A 14,854-nucleotide genomic window follows, 5' to 3' on the forward strand; every position below is an offset into this window, starting at 1 on the left:
GAGTAAAAATACTCACCCAACAAACAAATGATGAATTTGACACCCTCTCTTAATGTACGAAAATAATCGTACAACGACTATCTTTTAATTTTCGGGAACACCCTATTAAAAATTTGAAGAGACTGTATTTGCCGCGTAGGGCTGCCCTATTTATATCATCCGGTCAAAACAGCTTTTGCTGTTCACCATCCGGCATTTGAGGTATATGCAGGTTCAGCTTTAAAAATTTATTCAGCTTTTCTATAAAGTAAGCAGATAATAAAGGCGAAGATAGCTCCACATTTTGATGCACAAAAAAATATAGCCTTTTCAAACCTTCCTTATGCCATTTTTGGACCCGCTTTAACCAGTCGTCCAACCTTTCTTTATCTATCTTATCATTATTGCAACCTACATAACGGATAAAGGCTACAGGAGCCGTAAGCCTCATATGCAGCATATCTCTCCTGCCTGCTGTATCTACAATAATATTGGCTACATGATGCCGTTCCATGAGAATACACAGGTTATTCCATACTGCAGTATCCTCAAACCAGCTTGCATTACGCACTTCCACAGCAAGAGGTATCCCTTTGGGAAATTCTTTAATCAGCTTTTCCAGCTTATCATACTCTTTCGGAGAGAAACTGTCATGCAATTGCAGGAAGATCATCCCCAGTTTTTCCTCAAAGTTGGCTACGGCATTACAATAGGCATCCGTTATATCCTTTACATCCAGCAGTCTTTTATAATGGCTTATGGAATTAGTGATCTTGGGAAAGAATTTAAACCCTTTGGGCGTTTTCTCTTTCCATTTTATTACCTGCTCTACAGATGGCATATTGTAAAATGTAGCGTTCAGCTCAATCGAATTAAACTGTGTTGAGTAATAAGCCAGCTCATCCTTCGTTCCCCTGGGATAAAAACCTTTAAGATCCGCTTTATTCCACTTGGCACAGCCTACATAAGCTTCAAAGTTTTTTCCTTTTACCTTGCTTAGTATTGCGCTGGTTGCGGCAGCATCTTTAGGTAAAATAAAATCAATCCCCTCTGGATGGGGAACCTGTCCGAATTTCATATAGAGTAATTATTGATTTGAAAGATCTTCTTCACAATCCCCTGTAGAGCGCACCGGCTCAATAAACGCCTTAGGAGGAGTCAAGCCCTTTACCTTTTCCCAGATTTCAGGAATGCGTTTTGTCCATGCAATTTCTTTTAACTTATCCCTGGCTTCGCGAACGGGGCTTCCAAAATATGCTTTACCGGCAGATAAAGAAGAAGGCACACCACTTTGGGCATTTACTATAACCCCCTTACCAATAGTAAGCGTTTTGCTGATACCCACCTGGCCCCAAAGTATTACTTCATCTTCAATCACTGCGGCACCGGCAATGCCCACCTGTGCTGCAAAAAGGCAGTTCTTCCCGATAATAGTGTCATGCCCGATATGCACCAGGTTATCTATTTTAGTACCGGCTCCAATAACAGTATCACCGGTAACCCCGCGGTCTATGGTGCAGCCTGCTCCGATCTCCACAAAATCTTTTATTACCACACGCCCGCAACTGCTCATTTTTTTATACTGTACTTCCCGGTTATTTTTCTTATTATAATAAAAAGCATCGCTGCCAATTACAGTACCACTTTGTATGATTACATTATTGCCAATAACACAATGATCAAGAATGGTTACATTTGGAAAGATGATGCAATTTTTGCCAACCACTACGTTATTGCCCAGATAGGCATGGGGCATTACAACCGATCCTTCCCCAACAACAGCAGTTTTTGATACAAGCTCCATCGAAGGGCTGAAGGGGCGGTATCGTTCCACAATCTTCAGGTAAGCTTCAAAAGGCTCCTCTACTATAAGCAGTGCCTTACCTTCGGGAAAGGCCGTTTCTTTGTTAATGATAATAAAGCTGGCTGCAGAATGAATACATTTATCATAATACTTTGGGTGATCTACAAATACCAGGTCACCTGCTTCCACTACATGAATTTCGTTAATACCTGTGGCATGCGCCCGGGTATTGCCTAAAAGCTCTGCATTTATTAAAGTTGCTATATCAGCAAGCGGAACGGGTTGATCAAACTTCATAAAAACATTTTGTGCGAAGTTCCTTCTGTCTGTTATTATAACAAAAAAAATTACATGGGAAATTTATAAACCTTTAGGCATTCTTTTATTGTAATTATGTGTTAATAATACTACTTGGAAATTAAAGTTTCAGGTTAAAAATCATTCAGCATACGACGGGCTAACGCTACATCATCATAAGCTTTAGCCTGCTGACGATTTCAACAGAATATCTCAGTAAAAAATAATCCAACGCCTGGCTTGCATTAGTAATAATAAAAGAGGTATAAATAATTTCCGATATAATACTTATAAGTATGACTCACTGTTCATGACGTAATAAAACGGTTGGAAGTTTCATGCTTTACTAAACATCATCTTTGAATCCCTTTATCAGCAAGTGTTTGAAAGGATTTATTGTTTGAACACAATAATGATAGCCTTCATCATTCATCACTTAAACATACATAATTTTGTATACAGAATAACGGATATCCACAAGTGATTTTATTATTTGTTAATAAAATTTTTTGCAAATAATTTTTATATCGTTAAAATAATATTTAATATTGTGTCAGGAAATAAAATTCCTGTACTTACTAACCCATCTATATAAAATATCCCTTCTCCTTTGAAGGGATTTTTTGTTTTTATTACGCTCCCTTTTAAAGCTATTATGGCAATATTTATGCAGGCTGATAATTGTACTGCAGCACCTCAGAATATTTTGAAATACTATATCTGCCCGAACGGTTCATGATACACATAAGAAAAATGTGGGTACATAAAATATTATTCAACACCAGCTTGCAAACATTATCTTTACATAAAACACAGATATGCTCAAATCGATGACAGGCTTTGGCAGAGCTGAGAAAATGATTGGCCAGAAAACTTTTTTGATTGATATAAAATCTTTAAATGGTAAACAGTTTGATCTATCGTTACGGTTACCGGCTGTTATAAAGCCTTTTGAGTTTGATATAAGAAAAGTGCTGGCTGAAGGCCTGGGCCGCGGCAGCATTGATTGCACCATCAGCCTTAAAGATACCGGGGATGCAAAACCGGTTGTTATTAATACCGACCTTGCCAAAGCATATTATCATTCGCTTTCAGCAATGTCTGCAGAGCTTGGTATTGACACTTCGAATATCTTAAATGCCCTTATTAAGCTCCCTGAAGTAATAACTCCCAGCAGCGAAACGCTTACAGATAACGACTGGGAGCAGTTAAAGATACTGCTAGGTGAAGCCATCAGCGATCTGAATAAGCACAGGCAAGATGAGGGAAAGATCTTAAAAGAAGAGCTGCAAAAGCGGATTGATAACATAGTTGCCCTGCAAAAAGAAATTGTGCCCCTTGATGTACAAAGACAGGAAGCAATGCGGGAGGGCCTGGTAAAGCTTCTTGAAGAAAAAGCAGGAAAAGACAACTATGACGAGAACCGGCTGGAGCAGGAACTGATCTATTATATAGAGAAGATGGATATTACTGAAGAAATGGTAAGACTGGACAATCATTGTAATTACTTCACAGAAGTGCTGAACGAAAAAGGAAATTCTAAAGGGAAAAAGCTTTCCTTTATCCTGCAGGAAGTAGGACGCGAAATAAATACTACGGGTTCCAAAGCCTACGATGCGGCTATACAAAAAATTGTAGTAATGATGAAGGATGAGCTGGAAAAAGCAAAAGAGCAGGTATTGAACGTACTATAGAAACTCACTGCAACTTCACTTACATTTGCATCAAAGATGTAGGTGTGCGTTATTTTTTACTAATTTATTTAATTGTTTTTGCGCTGGTATCCTGCAGGCAGGTGCATGTATATGAAAAGCAGGTTGATCTGCCGGAGCATAGATGGAAAAAGAGCCAGAATGCGGTTATACGCTTTAAGATAACCGATAGTACCAGTCACCGGTTGTATCTTGTTGTAAGACATACCCGGCAGTTTCCATACAATAAATTGCTGGTAAGATTATTAATACAGGATACCACTAAAAAAACGGTCAGTGCTATGCGTATTGTGGCCCCTTTAACCGATAGCGCCGGCAACTGGAACGGTCAGCCGATGGATGATATTTATTACAGCAGGATAAAAATCACCTCCCCGGTAATGCTGCCTCCCGGTGAGTACCGCTTCGTTTTGCAGCAGGCCATGAAAGAAGACACGCTCAGTCATATCTTAAACGTAGGCATTGCACTGGATCAATAATACCTGTATAGCATGGAACAAAAACTTAAAGCCCGCTTAAAAAAGACCACTGTAAAGTTCTGGCTGCTGCTCATTTACATCATTGCTGCGCTGGTGTGGTGGTTTATTTCGCTTGAAAAGCAGAGCAAAGAAATGTACAGCTACCAGCTAAACCACCTTAACACTACCATCAACCAGGAAAAGAACCCGGTAGAATACCAGGCAGAGCTAAAAAAAATAAAGGAAGATTATCACAGCAATACAATAAAGTATGGAGGAGAAGGCATCGTTTTTTTGGGACTGATCATTTTAGGGGCAATGTTGGTGCACCGTTCCATGAAGCAGCAAAAGCTGGTTCAGGAGCAGCAGCAGAATTTTATGATGGCGGTTACGCACGAGCTTAAGACGCCGATCGCCGTTTCCAAACTCAATCTTGAAACATTGCTCAAGCACCAGCATCTTGATGAGCAAAGGCAAAAAAAGCTTATTCAGACAACGCTTGAAGAAACCAAGCGGCTCGACTTTTTAACCAACAATATCCTTGTATCCTCACAACTCGAAGGCAAATGGTATAAGATCAACAAAGAAGAACTGGATTTCTCAAATTTATTAGCAGACCGGGTAGCTGATTTTGCACAGCGCTTCTTTGAAAGGTCTATCACCAGCGATATTGAGCCCGCAATAGATATTGAAGGCGACCCGCTCCTGTTAGAAATACTGATCAATAACCTGCTGGAAAATGCCCTTAAGTATTCAGAGAAAGGCGATGCTGTAAAGGTGACTTTACAGAAAAACGCAGAAGAAGTCACCATGCAGGTGCTGGATGAAGGTCCGGGTATACCGGAAGAAGAAAGGAAGAAGATCTACTCCAAGTTTTACAGGGTAGGAAATGAAGCCACACGCAAAAAGAAAGGAACAGGGTTGGGCTTATATCTTTGCCGTAAGATCGCGAAAGATCATAATGCAGACATTTCAATGACAAATAACAATCCAAAGGGAAGTATTTTTGCCGTCAGATTTTATCTCTGACATTATCTAAAAAGAAGAACCCTGTACTGGAATGGAAGAACGACCCGAAAATATTTTACTGGTAGAAGATGAAGAAAACCTTCATGAGGCATTGAAATTAAACCTTGAGCTGGAGGGCTACCAGATTACCTCTGCCTACGATGGTAACGAAGCAATAAAAGCTGTTAAGAACGAATACTTCGACCTGATCATCCTGGATGTAATGCTGCCGGAAGTAGATGGCATTGCTGTTGCAGAAACCATCCGCATCAGCAATAACGAAGTGCCCATTTTAATGCTTAGTGCAAAAAATACCAGCGCAGATAAGGTCCTGGGACTTAAGAAAGGTGCCGATGATTATTTAACCAAGCCTTTTAATCTTGAAGAGCTATTGATCCGCGTTCACAAGCTTATTGAAAAAAACCTGAAGCTCCAGGATAAAAGCACGCTGGGAAATTCTTATTCGTTCGGCGGGAATGTTATAGATTTTAAAGCCCAGGAAGCCAATACCAGGTATGCAGGAAAGGTGCAGCTAAGCAAAAAAGAAGCGATGCTTTTAAAGTTGCTGATCGAAAATAAGAATGAAGTGGTTCCCCGCGAAAAAATACTGCAATATGTGTGGGGTTATAACGTGTACCCCACTACAAGAACCATCGATAATTTTATCCTCAATTTCAGGAAATATTTTGAAAAAGACAGCCGTAACCCGAAGTTTTTCCATTCGGTAAGGGGAGTAGGGTATAAGTATAGCGAGTAATTTTTTTTGTATGCTATTTAAAATGAGAGCTCTTACCAACATAAAAGCCTTATTCGATTTCCGGCTATACTGCATCTTCAATGACGGCTCGGGAAGCATTGTGGATATAAAGCCATTGCCTGATAAAACGTTTTAAGCCTTTGGCCAATCCTGATGCTTTTGCTTCTGCGCTGCACAACGGGGGCGTATTTTATAGAGTGAAAACCCTTGATGTGGATTTAAGCGCAGATACATTATGGCATATTTCAGAGCCGGTGACGGGTACTGTTGCTTAGGCTTCATCCAATGTTGTTAAGCTCACACATTCTGTGTCATATTTTTTGTTTTCCAAAATTTTCCCATGATCAACCAAAGTATCACTGAAACACATAAACCAATCGTTTTAGCATGTGTCATTTCGCCTTCGGAAGTTGTAATGATAATAAGTGAGTGCAGCCCTGCCGCAGTCAGGTATGATTTTGTTTCGTTAGCAAACTGACATAATAAGAAAGAGCTGCCAATACAAATAATAAGGAACCAGGTAAAATCAAAGCTGGTGTCAAACCTGAAATGCCAAGCCCACCAAAATATGCCAATTACTAAACTGTATAATACTTTTTTAAATGGCCTTAATACGTCAAGCAAATAGCCTCTCCAAAATATTTCTTCTGTTACAGCATAAAACAGTGCAATAAATGAAAATACAAATCCATAATAATGTTCGTTTACGTTGTTGTTATTAGAAACTCCGACTACTGTAAAAACCAAAGCGGGAATTAAGGAAATAATAATGCTTTTAAATTTGTTATTTCCTAATAGGGTAATTGTCCGGTTCAATTTCCTGTCAAAAATAAATGCAACAAATGCAGCTATTAATGTTCCAATTCCTGCGGGTAAAAATGGCCAGTTCATAATTATTAGCCCTTCCGTTAGTCTTTGATATTGTTGTGTAAGAAACCCTGAATTAAAAAGCCCTGATATGACAAAAGCTATTGTATAAAAAAAGATTACTTTTCCCCAAGGTATTTTTGAACTTGTAGTCATTGTTTTTTATTTCTTCAAGGTTTGTCAATTATTCAATTACAGGGTCTGCGTGGCATAATCTCTAACATTTCGGAATAGGTTCTATTGCATAGGTTTTAGCTACTGCTTTTCGCATACTGCAACCCGCTCTTCTATACGCTTTCTTTCTTCAACAGTGGCTATTTCCATTTTTAGCGCCTGTCGGTAATAAGGCAGTGCTTTCTGATATTCCTTTTTTCTGAACCAGTAATCGCCGGCAATTACATAGCTGTTGTATAAGTTCGGATTGTCTGCTATCACACTATCAGGGGCAAAGTTCTTTTTTTCAAAAGCCAGCTCTTTGTAATGCCTGTATTGCTCAAAATTGTTAAACTGCGGCGTATAAATAAAGCTATCGGCCGGTACATTTAATGCTGCTTCATATATTTCACGGTTTTGTTTCATCCCGTTTAAAGCAAATATTTTCTTCAGATCATAACAAACAAATTCACCCATTTGCCATGGCCCTGCAGATACCCAAACCAAAAGCTGCTGCGGTTCAAATACAACAGCATGATGGGCGATGAACTGGTTCACCGCTTTTTCATTCCCCAAACCAATATCCGCATTATTCAGTCCCCTGTAATCCCGTAAAATGTTGATGGTTTTTTGAACCGTATTTTGACCATTTTGCTGTAACAGTTGTGTTAACCTTTTATAGCGGTAAACAGATGCGCTGTTTTCGCGTTGCTCTACATTTGGCTGGCTGTTCCAGAAATCATTGCTCTGGAAATGATTGGTACAAAGTATCTCATTTGTATTGGGATCATATACGGCTAATGAATCGGGTGTTTTTTCAATGATTACTGCTTTGTTATCTGCTGCCGAGCCCACCAAAAAGGATTCGCTTACAAACATTTTTCTTCTTTTTGCGATAGCAATGGCTTCGTTGATGTTTTTGGCATATTGCACAATTTCACGGGCAACCAGGCTTACCGGTGTAGCGGCCCCCGGCGGGATACTACTTTTAGCGGCATTGATAGTTACTGTCAGGCCTTTCTCATTCATGCCCGATACCACCCCGATAAAACCGCCCCAGGTGACGCTCATAAATTTATAGCCCGCAGAAGGATCTACAAACTCTACAATTTTGTTCTTCGCAAAATCGTCGCCCACCCAAAAATCAAAGTTCCTTCCAATGATCATGGTACTGTCCTGAGAAGCGGCGCCCCAGGTGCCAAAAGACGTGCAACCCACCAGCATCATATTCTGCAGGGCGTGGCCAATATCGTGCGCCGAATGGTAATTCAATATGCGTGAATATTTTGTGCCGATATATTGATAGCCATCCGATGCGGATTGGGAGACACCATAAATTTCCTGTTTATATTCGTCTGTTACATGAGCCGGCAGATCGCGGTTGAACCACCCGATAAAGTATTTTAAAAAATGCAGGTAAAATTTAGAAGGGATCATTTTGTTGATCTGTGCGCTAAAATAATCTTCCTGCTTTTTTACCAGCTCTTCGCTCAGCTTCCCGTTAATAACCCCACGTTCAAAAGGAGCGCCCTGTACATACATTTCATATAACCCCGACTTGCTTTTACGAAACCAGCTATTATTGATGGTGTATAATCCCGTATCTGGTTGATGACGCTGTAGTTGCAGTGCCGAAAAATCTTTAACAACAGGCGGGTTGATTTTGGAAACCCATACCAGGTATAAAAACAAGATCCCAAAGAGCAATGCGATTACTCCAATCACTCTCAAAAACCTGCGTAAAAGCCTTCTGCTCATTTTATTCTAACAATTTTTATATCATTTTCAATGCTGCTATCATCAGTCTTGCCACAGTTTATTCCGCTATACGGCGTGCTCTTTTACTGAAGAACAAATAATATCATCCAAGTACGATGTCAGGCATACATTTCCTCCAATACCACAATGTACATTATACCCGAAACTTTTTTTATGTTTTTCTTATATCCTCCACCAACCCTTCATCATCCAGTAGCATTACGCACGTCAGCACCGCACTTAACGATGTGCCTAAAATGCCATGCAAATTTAGATTCTGGCCGGTTAAGAACAGGTTAGGAATTTTGGTGCGCGGACTGATCATTGTTTTGAGCGGATCGTGATGATCTTTTTCTATACCATACATGCTGCCTGTTGCATCGCCAATATAATCACGGTTGGTAAGCGGAGTAGAGGCATACACACTTTTAATATTTTTAACTAATTCCGGGAAACGCTCACGCACCAGTTGTAATAATTTGCTGGTTTTGTCCGTTTTAAACTGTTCATAGCCTGCGCCCCGTTCAGCCGACTTTCCCACGCGGTTGTAAGTATCCGACCATTTTGCTACTTCTTCAAAACGCATGGGTGTAAGCAATGATACAGTTGCTGCAAAACCTTTATTTCTTTTGTCTTCTGTAAAATACAGGCCATACCCTAAAGGCCAGTTCTCCTTTGTATAATTATTCAGGTTCCACAATTGCCCTTCCTGGTGATAGTAGTAATTACATTTTTCATAGGGAATTGTTTTTGCCTTTAAAACAATGTGCACAGAAAAGGAGGAAATGCCCTGTGGCAGGCTTTCAATGCGCTTCCGGTATAAACCTTTTAAAAGTGAAGACACGGTAATATGCAATGTTGATGCCGGGTTTATATTCGATATGAAATAATCGCCATACACTTTACCCTCTCTTTCTGTTTCCACATAAGCAATACGGCCGTTTTCTTCTACGATACTTTTTACCTCGCAATTACGAACGACGCCTCCGCTATTTTTCCTGATATTTGCTACTAATATTTTCGCGATCTGGGAGCCGCCATTCACGCATTTCCAGCTACTTTCAATGTAACTGTTGGTAATAAGCGCATGTACATGAAAAGGTGTTTTACCGGCGTCGCCAGCATATAAAAGATTATTGCCTGCCAATATTGCCTGTAACTTTTTATTGTTGGTGAAAGATCCGATAACTTCTTTTGCGTTTTCATTGGTACTGTTGTAGATGCCTGTATCGCCGCTTTTCAGTGTAAGGTTATACAACGGAAAAGAAGTGCACACTTCTTTTATTCTTCTGCAATAAGCAAGAATGTTGCTTTTCTCTTCAGGGAAAAATTGCGCAAGGTTTTTTACAAATGCTTCATATCCTTGTGCCAGGCAGTAAATGTTTGTGTCGTTTTCCATCAGCACTTTATCAAAACACACTTCCATCTTTTCCAGCTTTAACTGTTCCATCAGGCCCACATATTTAAACACCTGGTAAAGATTCTGCCCTTTATCCAGCCCGCCAATATAATGTACACCCGTATCAAAAACCTGTTTGTCACGTGCAAAGGTTTGCAGGTTACCGCCGAACTGTTTGTTCTTTTCCAATACGCATACTTTTTTTCCGCGCATGGCAAGAATATTTGCACATAACAGTCCCCCCAGACCACTGCCGATTATTACAATATCATATTTTTCACATTGACACATAGTAATTACAGGCAAAAATCGCGGAAATTATCTATTTAGATTTTAACAAAATTCCATCCATAATGTTATTAGCTTTGTCTGTTATTAAAATATCCTGTTTGCATTAAAAAAAGAAAAGAGTAATGATACAGAAATTACGATTATTGATAGCGGCCGCTTTACTGATATTTGCGGCTAATATTTCATTTGCCCAATCTCAGAAAACAGAAACTTTCGAGGTTTCCGGCAATTGTGGTATGTGCAAAAAAACAATTGAAAAAGCTGCTAAAGATGCCGGCGCTTCGTTTGCCGACTGGAATAAAGATTCCAAAATACTTACAGTCAAGTATAAAGCAAAGAGCACCGACCTTCCAAAAATCCAGCAAAAAATCGCAGCAGCAGGGTATGATAACGCAGGTGCAAAAGCTTCTGATAAAGCCTACAAAAACCTGCATGGCTGCTGCCAGTATGATCGAGCCACTAAGAAAGAAATTACGGATTAAACCGGCTTTCCCGCAACCGGTCAGTCTTTTTGTATCACCCACATCACATTAGAAGTATATTTTGTGTCGTCAATACGTCGCAAATGCACTTCTTTTTTTGTTGCAATCGTTTCAATGCTTTTACCCGAAAGAAAATAAAGGGGATTGGTTGTTTTATTGAACGAAAATATCCTGGTTGAAAAGAATTCTGTAAGACGGGTTCCTTTATGTTTTTCTTTCAGATCAGCATCACCGTCACGAATGATCAGCACACCCCCCTTCAGTAAACTGTCTATAGCATTTTCAATTATTTCCTGTTGGAGTGCTGGCTGCAGGTAATGCAATACATCACTAATAATAATCCCGTTATACCTGTCAACCGGAAATGTTGCAATATTTCCACAGAAAAAGTGTACCCCTTCTGTTTTGCTAAAGCAACGCTGTGCCGTTTCGATCTTTTCTTCATCATAATCTATGCCCGTAAATTTTCGTTTACCCTGGCTGGCCCAATGTAAAGTATAGCTCATAAAACCATAGCCGCAGCCCATATCTAAAAAGTTTCCTTCCCCCGGTAAAAGCTCATGAAATGGCTGGTAATAATTTTCAAGCTTCAGCTTGATTTTTAAGTACCATTCCAGCACCGGCCCTTTATAAATATAGTTAAAGAACAGGTGTTCTTTAAAATAAGCAGGGGTTTCCAGTTCTCCGATTAATGCCTGGTGCTGCTGCTTAAAATATCTGGAGATGGTTTTGGCTCTTTCCTGGTAAGTATGGCCCCAGCTTATATCATCCGCTTTAATGCGCGGCAGGTATTTGGCAGTAATAGGGCCGTTCTTCAGCAAAAAATCTCCTTTGGTCATGGTATAACCTAACCCGTGAAACAGCACCGGCACAATATCCAGCTTTAATTGCTCCGCCAGGTAGAACGCCCCTTTATGAAAACGTTTCATGGGCGGAGCCGAGGAGCGTGTGCCTTCCGGAAATACAGCAATGGAATACCCTTCGCGAACCTGTGTATTTAGCAGGTCCACACTGTTTTCTACACCGTTAGCAACAGGATAAAAGTCGGCCATCTTTATTGCCCATCCAAAAACAGGGGAGTTCCACACCCATTTGTTCGTAAGTAATATCAGCCTGGGGTTAAGCATTGCCATTTGCAGGATATCTAAAAAAGACTGGTGGTTAGCGATTACTACAGCAGGCTTCTCAAAGTTTTCATGCCCAGGGTTGATCTGCTGTTTCTTAAAATTTCCCATGATGTACAATACCGACATGCAGAATTTTGACAACAGGTAATGATATACATATTTGCCTTTTTTTCTGCCTAATACATTGAGCTTAATTAAAAAAAGGCCGATAAAAGTAAGCAGCACACTTACAAAACCAAAATAGCAAAAAGAAAATACAGATCGGCTCCAGCTCCACAAGGTCCACGGGTGAAAACCTTTGCGCACACGGTTTCTGATCACTAAAGAAAAGAAAAACGGGATAAGCACCTGCGACATGATCACCACGCAAAGAATACCCGTAACAGAAATAAAGGCAATGGATCTTAGTGCGGGGTGCCGGGCAAATATCAATACACCCAAACCAGCCACGGTGGTTATGGCAGACAATAAAATAGATGATTTATAAGAAGCAAGATTTTTCTTGCCGGTTTTATATTCATTTACCAGTCCGTCCATTACGAACAGGCTGTAATCGTCTCCCAGTCCAAATATCAGAGCGGATATGATAATATTCACAATATTGAAGGGTATATTAAACAGGGCCATAATGCCAAGTATCCATATCCAGCTAAAGAGCATAGGAATAAAGCACATCAGCATCAGCTCTATCCTTCCGTAAGTCAAAAGCAGTACCGCTGCAACAATAATAGAAATGGTCCATGCAATATGGTTAAAGTCATCGTTCACCATTTGCGTAAGGCGCCCGGTAAGGTATTGCCGGTCTAGAACCGTGGCCTGTGGTTGCTTTTCAATAGCAGCAATAACCTGCTGCTTATATTGCTGCGGTACCTTAATTAATGTCACTACCGAAGCGGTTCCTCCTTTTTCGGTAATATAATCATCTAAAAAGCTGTTCCGTAACGCCTGCAGATCATTCAAAGCAACAGGCTGGTATGCGCGGCTGATCAATTCCTTGAAGCTGTAAGCCCCATCTGCTGTAAAACCTGACGCCGGTACAAGAGTGGCAAAACTTTGTAATACCTGCTGCTTTTTTTCCCGCGTCCAGTAAGCGTTCCAAAGGGCTATCCGCTTTTGTTGCAGGCTGTCTGACATAAAGAGATTCGCCACGCCGGTGCTGGTATTAATAAAGCCCCTGCTTTTTAAAAGGTGAATCTCATTTTGAAGCACTTCGTTGCTTTGCAAAGCCTTATCCAGGGTCTTTTCTTCGCTTACAACATAGATGGATTTTAAAGCCGCCCCGCTGATACGGTTCAGCTTATGCTCTGCAGCTTTAAGTTTGCCTGACATATAGTTCAGCTGCATCATATCCGGCTCAAACGAAACCTTGCCGGCAAACGGATAAAGAACCACCGTAATAATGAAAATAACAGCAACCAGCCATTTATTAGATTCCAGTCTTATAGAAGAAATTGTATCAATCCAGGAATGGTTGACTTCTGCTTTATGGTGGGAGCTAATAAAATGTGGCAGAAAAACCAGGGAGCAGGAAGCGGCGCCAATAAGGCTGAAGCCGGCAAACAGACCCAGGTCCTTCAACATATCCGATGCAGCATATTGCAGGCTGAAAAAGCCAAGAATAGTAGTAATGCTGCCAATGGTAAGCGGAAAGGAAAGATCTTCAATAACCTTTTTAATATCGCCGGTATGCCGGTAATGATTAAAAACATGAAGCGAATAATTAACGGCTATTCCCAAAACGATAGAACCGGTACCCAAGGCAATTACCGAAATACTGCCTTTAATAAACCAGATAGCAGCAAGTGCAAATGCCGCGCCGTAAACCACCGGCACAAGGATAAGCAGCGGCGCCCGTTTCCGCTTAAAATAAACCCCCAGGAAAACAATCAGGAATAATACAGTAATGCCTTGTGTGAGCAGCGTGTCTTTTCGTAATTGTGACGCGTTATTCTGAGATACTACTGCCGCGCCAAAATAATGTGTGCTGATAGTTGAAAAACCCTGCTGCTGCAACGAATCGATAATCCCATCAATAGCCTTAAAAAGATACTGGTTCTTACCGGTATTGCCTGCCGGGTAAGCAGGGGTAATAAACAGCATCAGGGTCTTCTTATCTTTTGTAATAAAGTGATCCTGGTGAAGTGTAAAATTGTCTTCGTATTGTAACTGCTGTAACTTTTGTAATGCCAGGAAAGAAATACCCGAAGGGTCTTTTAATACTATATTTTTAACAGGAGTTGCCGAAGGAATTCCTAAAATAGAACTGCTCCGCCGAAGTGATTTTGCCAGCACTGACGGCTGCAGGAGTGTATCTATTTTTTCATAATCGCTTTCCGTTAAAAAAACGGGAAGATGGTTTTGGATCGTTTCAAAAAGTGAATAGGTAAATGCCTCGTCAATTTTATACCGGATATTTTTTATATAAGGTTTTGCACCTTTTTGCAACTGTTCTGCAAATATATCTGCATACGCAATCAGTTTAGCAGGTTGAATAAGGGTGGTATCTTTGAGGGAAACCATCACCACCAGCTTGTCTGCAAACTTCGAGTTTTCAAATACCTGTGTGAGCTTTTCCGTTTTTTCATCTTTCGGGATGATCGCATAAACATCTTCGATAAACTTTACCCTGGATGCAAAAAAAACAAACAGCGCCAGCGTTGTAAAAAAAGTAAAGTAAAGAGCCCTTTTGTTCTTTTTAAAAAATTCGAATATGGAGGTAAATATTTTTTGCATTTAACGGGAACTTAGAGCATTATTTAAAC

At 40.3% G+C, this 14,854-nt stretch carries 11 protein-coding genes; 5 read left to right on the top strand and 6 right to left on the bottom strand.

What is annotated here, in order from left to right; translation table 11 throughout:
• Positions 1-163: 163 nt before the first annotated feature.
• Positions 164-1,057: a DUF72 domain-containing protein gene (locus tag ACYVBM_RS06975; RefSeq protein ID WP_460684918.1), complete on the bottom strand. Its 894-nt coding sequence runs from the start codon at positions 1,055-1,057 to the stop codon at positions 164-166.
• A 9-nt stretch (positions 1,058-1,066) separates the two neighbouring features.
• Entirely contained in the window at positions 1,067-2,080 is a 1,014-nt protein-coding gene (locus tag ACYVBM_RS06980; protein ID WP_460684919.1) for a UDP-3-O-(3-hydroxymyristoyl)glucosamine N-acyltransferase, read from the bottom strand.
• An 818-nt stretch (positions 2,081-2,898) separates the two neighbouring features.
• Here ACYVBM_RS06980 and ACYVBM_RS06985 point away from each other — a divergent pair.
• The 4 genes from ACYVBM_RS06985 to ACYVBM_RS07000 are packed head-to-tail and all read left to right on the top strand — an operon-like array spanning position 2,899 to position 6,015.
• Positions 2,899-3,774, top strand: a complete 876-nt coding sequence (locus tag ACYVBM_RS06985; RefSeq protein ID WP_460684920.1) for a YicC/YloC family endoribonuclease — start codon at positions 2,899-2,901, stop codon at positions 3,772-3,774.
• Between the two features lie 44 nt (positions 3,775-3,818).
• The gene (locus ACYVBM_RS06990) at positions 3,819-4,271 is read left to right on the top strand and encodes a gliding motility lipoprotein GldH (RefSeq protein WP_460684921.1); all 453 of its coding nucleotides are present in this window, start codon (positions 3,819-3,821) and stop codon (positions 4,269-4,271) included.
• Positions 4,272-4,283: 12 nt separating this feature from the next.
• The gene (locus tag ACYVBM_RS06995) at positions 4,284-5,279 is read left to right on the top strand and encodes a sensor histidine kinase (protein ID WP_460684922.1); all 996 of its coding nucleotides are present in this window, start codon (positions 4,284-4,286) and stop codon (positions 5,277-5,279) included.
• A 31-nt stretch (positions 5,280-5,310) separates the two neighbouring features.
• The gene (locus tag ACYVBM_RS07000) at positions 5,311-6,015 is read left to right on the top strand and encodes a response regulator transcription factor (protein ID WP_460684923.1); all 705 of its coding nucleotides are present in this window, start codon (positions 5,311-5,313) and stop codon (positions 6,013-6,015) included.
• 297 nt (positions 6,016-6,312) lie between these two features.
• On the opposite strand, the gene ACYVBM_RS07005 is transcribed toward ACYVBM_RS07000, so the two are convergent.
• The 3 genes from ACYVBM_RS07005 to ACYVBM_RS07015 all read right to left on the bottom strand — a co-directional run bounded on the left by ACYVBM_RS07005 (position 6,313) and on the right by ACYVBM_RS07015 (position 10,483).
• Positions 6,313-6,906, bottom strand: a complete 594-nt coding sequence (locus ACYVBM_RS07005; protein WP_460684924.1) for a CPBP family intramembrane glutamic endopeptidase — start codon at positions 6,904-6,906, stop codon at positions 6,313-6,315.
• A 231-nt stretch (positions 6,907-7,137) separates the two neighbouring features.
• A complete protein-coding gene (locus ACYVBM_RS07010; RefSeq protein ID WP_460684925.1) occupies positions 7,138-8,793 on the bottom strand; it encodes a C45 family autoproteolytic acyltransferase/hydolase in 1,656 nt (551 codons plus the stop codon).
• Between the two features lie 172 nt (positions 8,794-8,965).
• Positions 8,966-10,483 carry a phytoene desaturase family protein gene (locus ACYVBM_RS07015; protein WP_460685357.1) on the bottom strand — a complete coding sequence of 506 codons (1,518 nt, stop codon included), beginning with the start codon at positions 10,481-10,483 and terminating at the stop codon, positions 8,966-8,968.
• A 122-nt stretch (positions 10,484-10,605) separates the two neighbouring features.
• Between ACYVBM_RS07015 and ACYVBM_RS07020 the strand changes: the two genes are divergently transcribed.
• Positions 10,606-10,965 (top strand): heavy-metal-associated domain-containing protein, encoded by a 360-nt coding sequence (locus tag ACYVBM_RS07020; RefSeq protein ID WP_460684926.1) that lies wholly within the window; start codon positions 10,606-10,608, stop codon positions 10,963-10,965.
• A gap of 20 nt (positions 10,966-10,985) precedes the next feature.
• Here ACYVBM_RS07020 and ACYVBM_RS07025 read toward each other — a convergent pair whose 3' ends face one another.
• Entirely contained in the window at positions 10,986-14,825 is a 3,840-nt protein-coding gene (locus tag ACYVBM_RS07025) for a 1-acyl-sn-glycerol-3-phosphate acyltransferase (protein WP_460684927.1), read from the bottom strand.
• Between the last annotated feature and the right edge of the window lie 29 nt (positions 14,826-14,854).

The organism is Niabella aquatica (assembly GCF_054779315.1).

Bases quoted from the DNA above. Each gene is read 5' to 3' on its own strand.
- ACYVBM_RS07010 (WP_460684925.1), bottom strand. From the start codon at position 8,793: ATGAGCAGAAGGCTTTTACGCAGGTTTTTGAGAGTGATTGGAGTAATC.
- ACYVBM_RS07020 (WP_460684926.1), top strand. From the start codon at position 10,606: ATGATACAGAAATTACGATTATTGATAGCGGCCGCTTTACTGATATTT.
- ACYVBM_RS06975 (WP_460684918.1), bottom strand. From the start codon at position 1,057: ATGAAATTCGGACAGGTTCCCCATCCAGAGGGGATTGATTTTATTTTA.
- ACYVBM_RS06985 (WP_460684920.1), top strand. From the start codon at position 2,899: ATGCTCAAATCGATGACAGGCTTTGGCAGAGCTGAGAAAATGATTGGC.
- ACYVBM_RS07025 (WP_460684927.1), bottom strand. From the start codon at position 14,825: ATGCAAAAAATATTTACCTCCATATTCGAATTTTTTAAAAAGAACAAA.
- ACYVBM_RS06980 (WP_460684919.1), bottom strand. From the start codon at position 2,080: ATGAAGTTTGATCAACCCGTTCCGCTTGCTGATATAGCAACTTTAATA.
- ACYVBM_RS07005 (WP_460684924.1), bottom strand. From the start codon at position 6,906: ATGAACTGGCCATTTTTACCCGCAGGAATTGGAACATTAATAGCTGCA.
- ACYVBM_RS07015 (WP_460685357.1), bottom strand. From the start codon at position 10,483: ATGTGTCAATGTGAAAAATATGATATTGTAATAATCGGCAGTGGTCTG.
- ACYVBM_RS07000 (WP_460684923.1), top strand. From the start codon at position 5,311: ATGGAAGAACGACCCGAAAATATTTTACTGGTAGAAGATGAAGAAAAC.
- ACYVBM_RS06995 (WP_460684922.1), top strand. From the start codon at position 4,284: ATGGAACAAAAACTTAAAGCCCGCTTAAAAAAGACCACTGTAAAGTTC.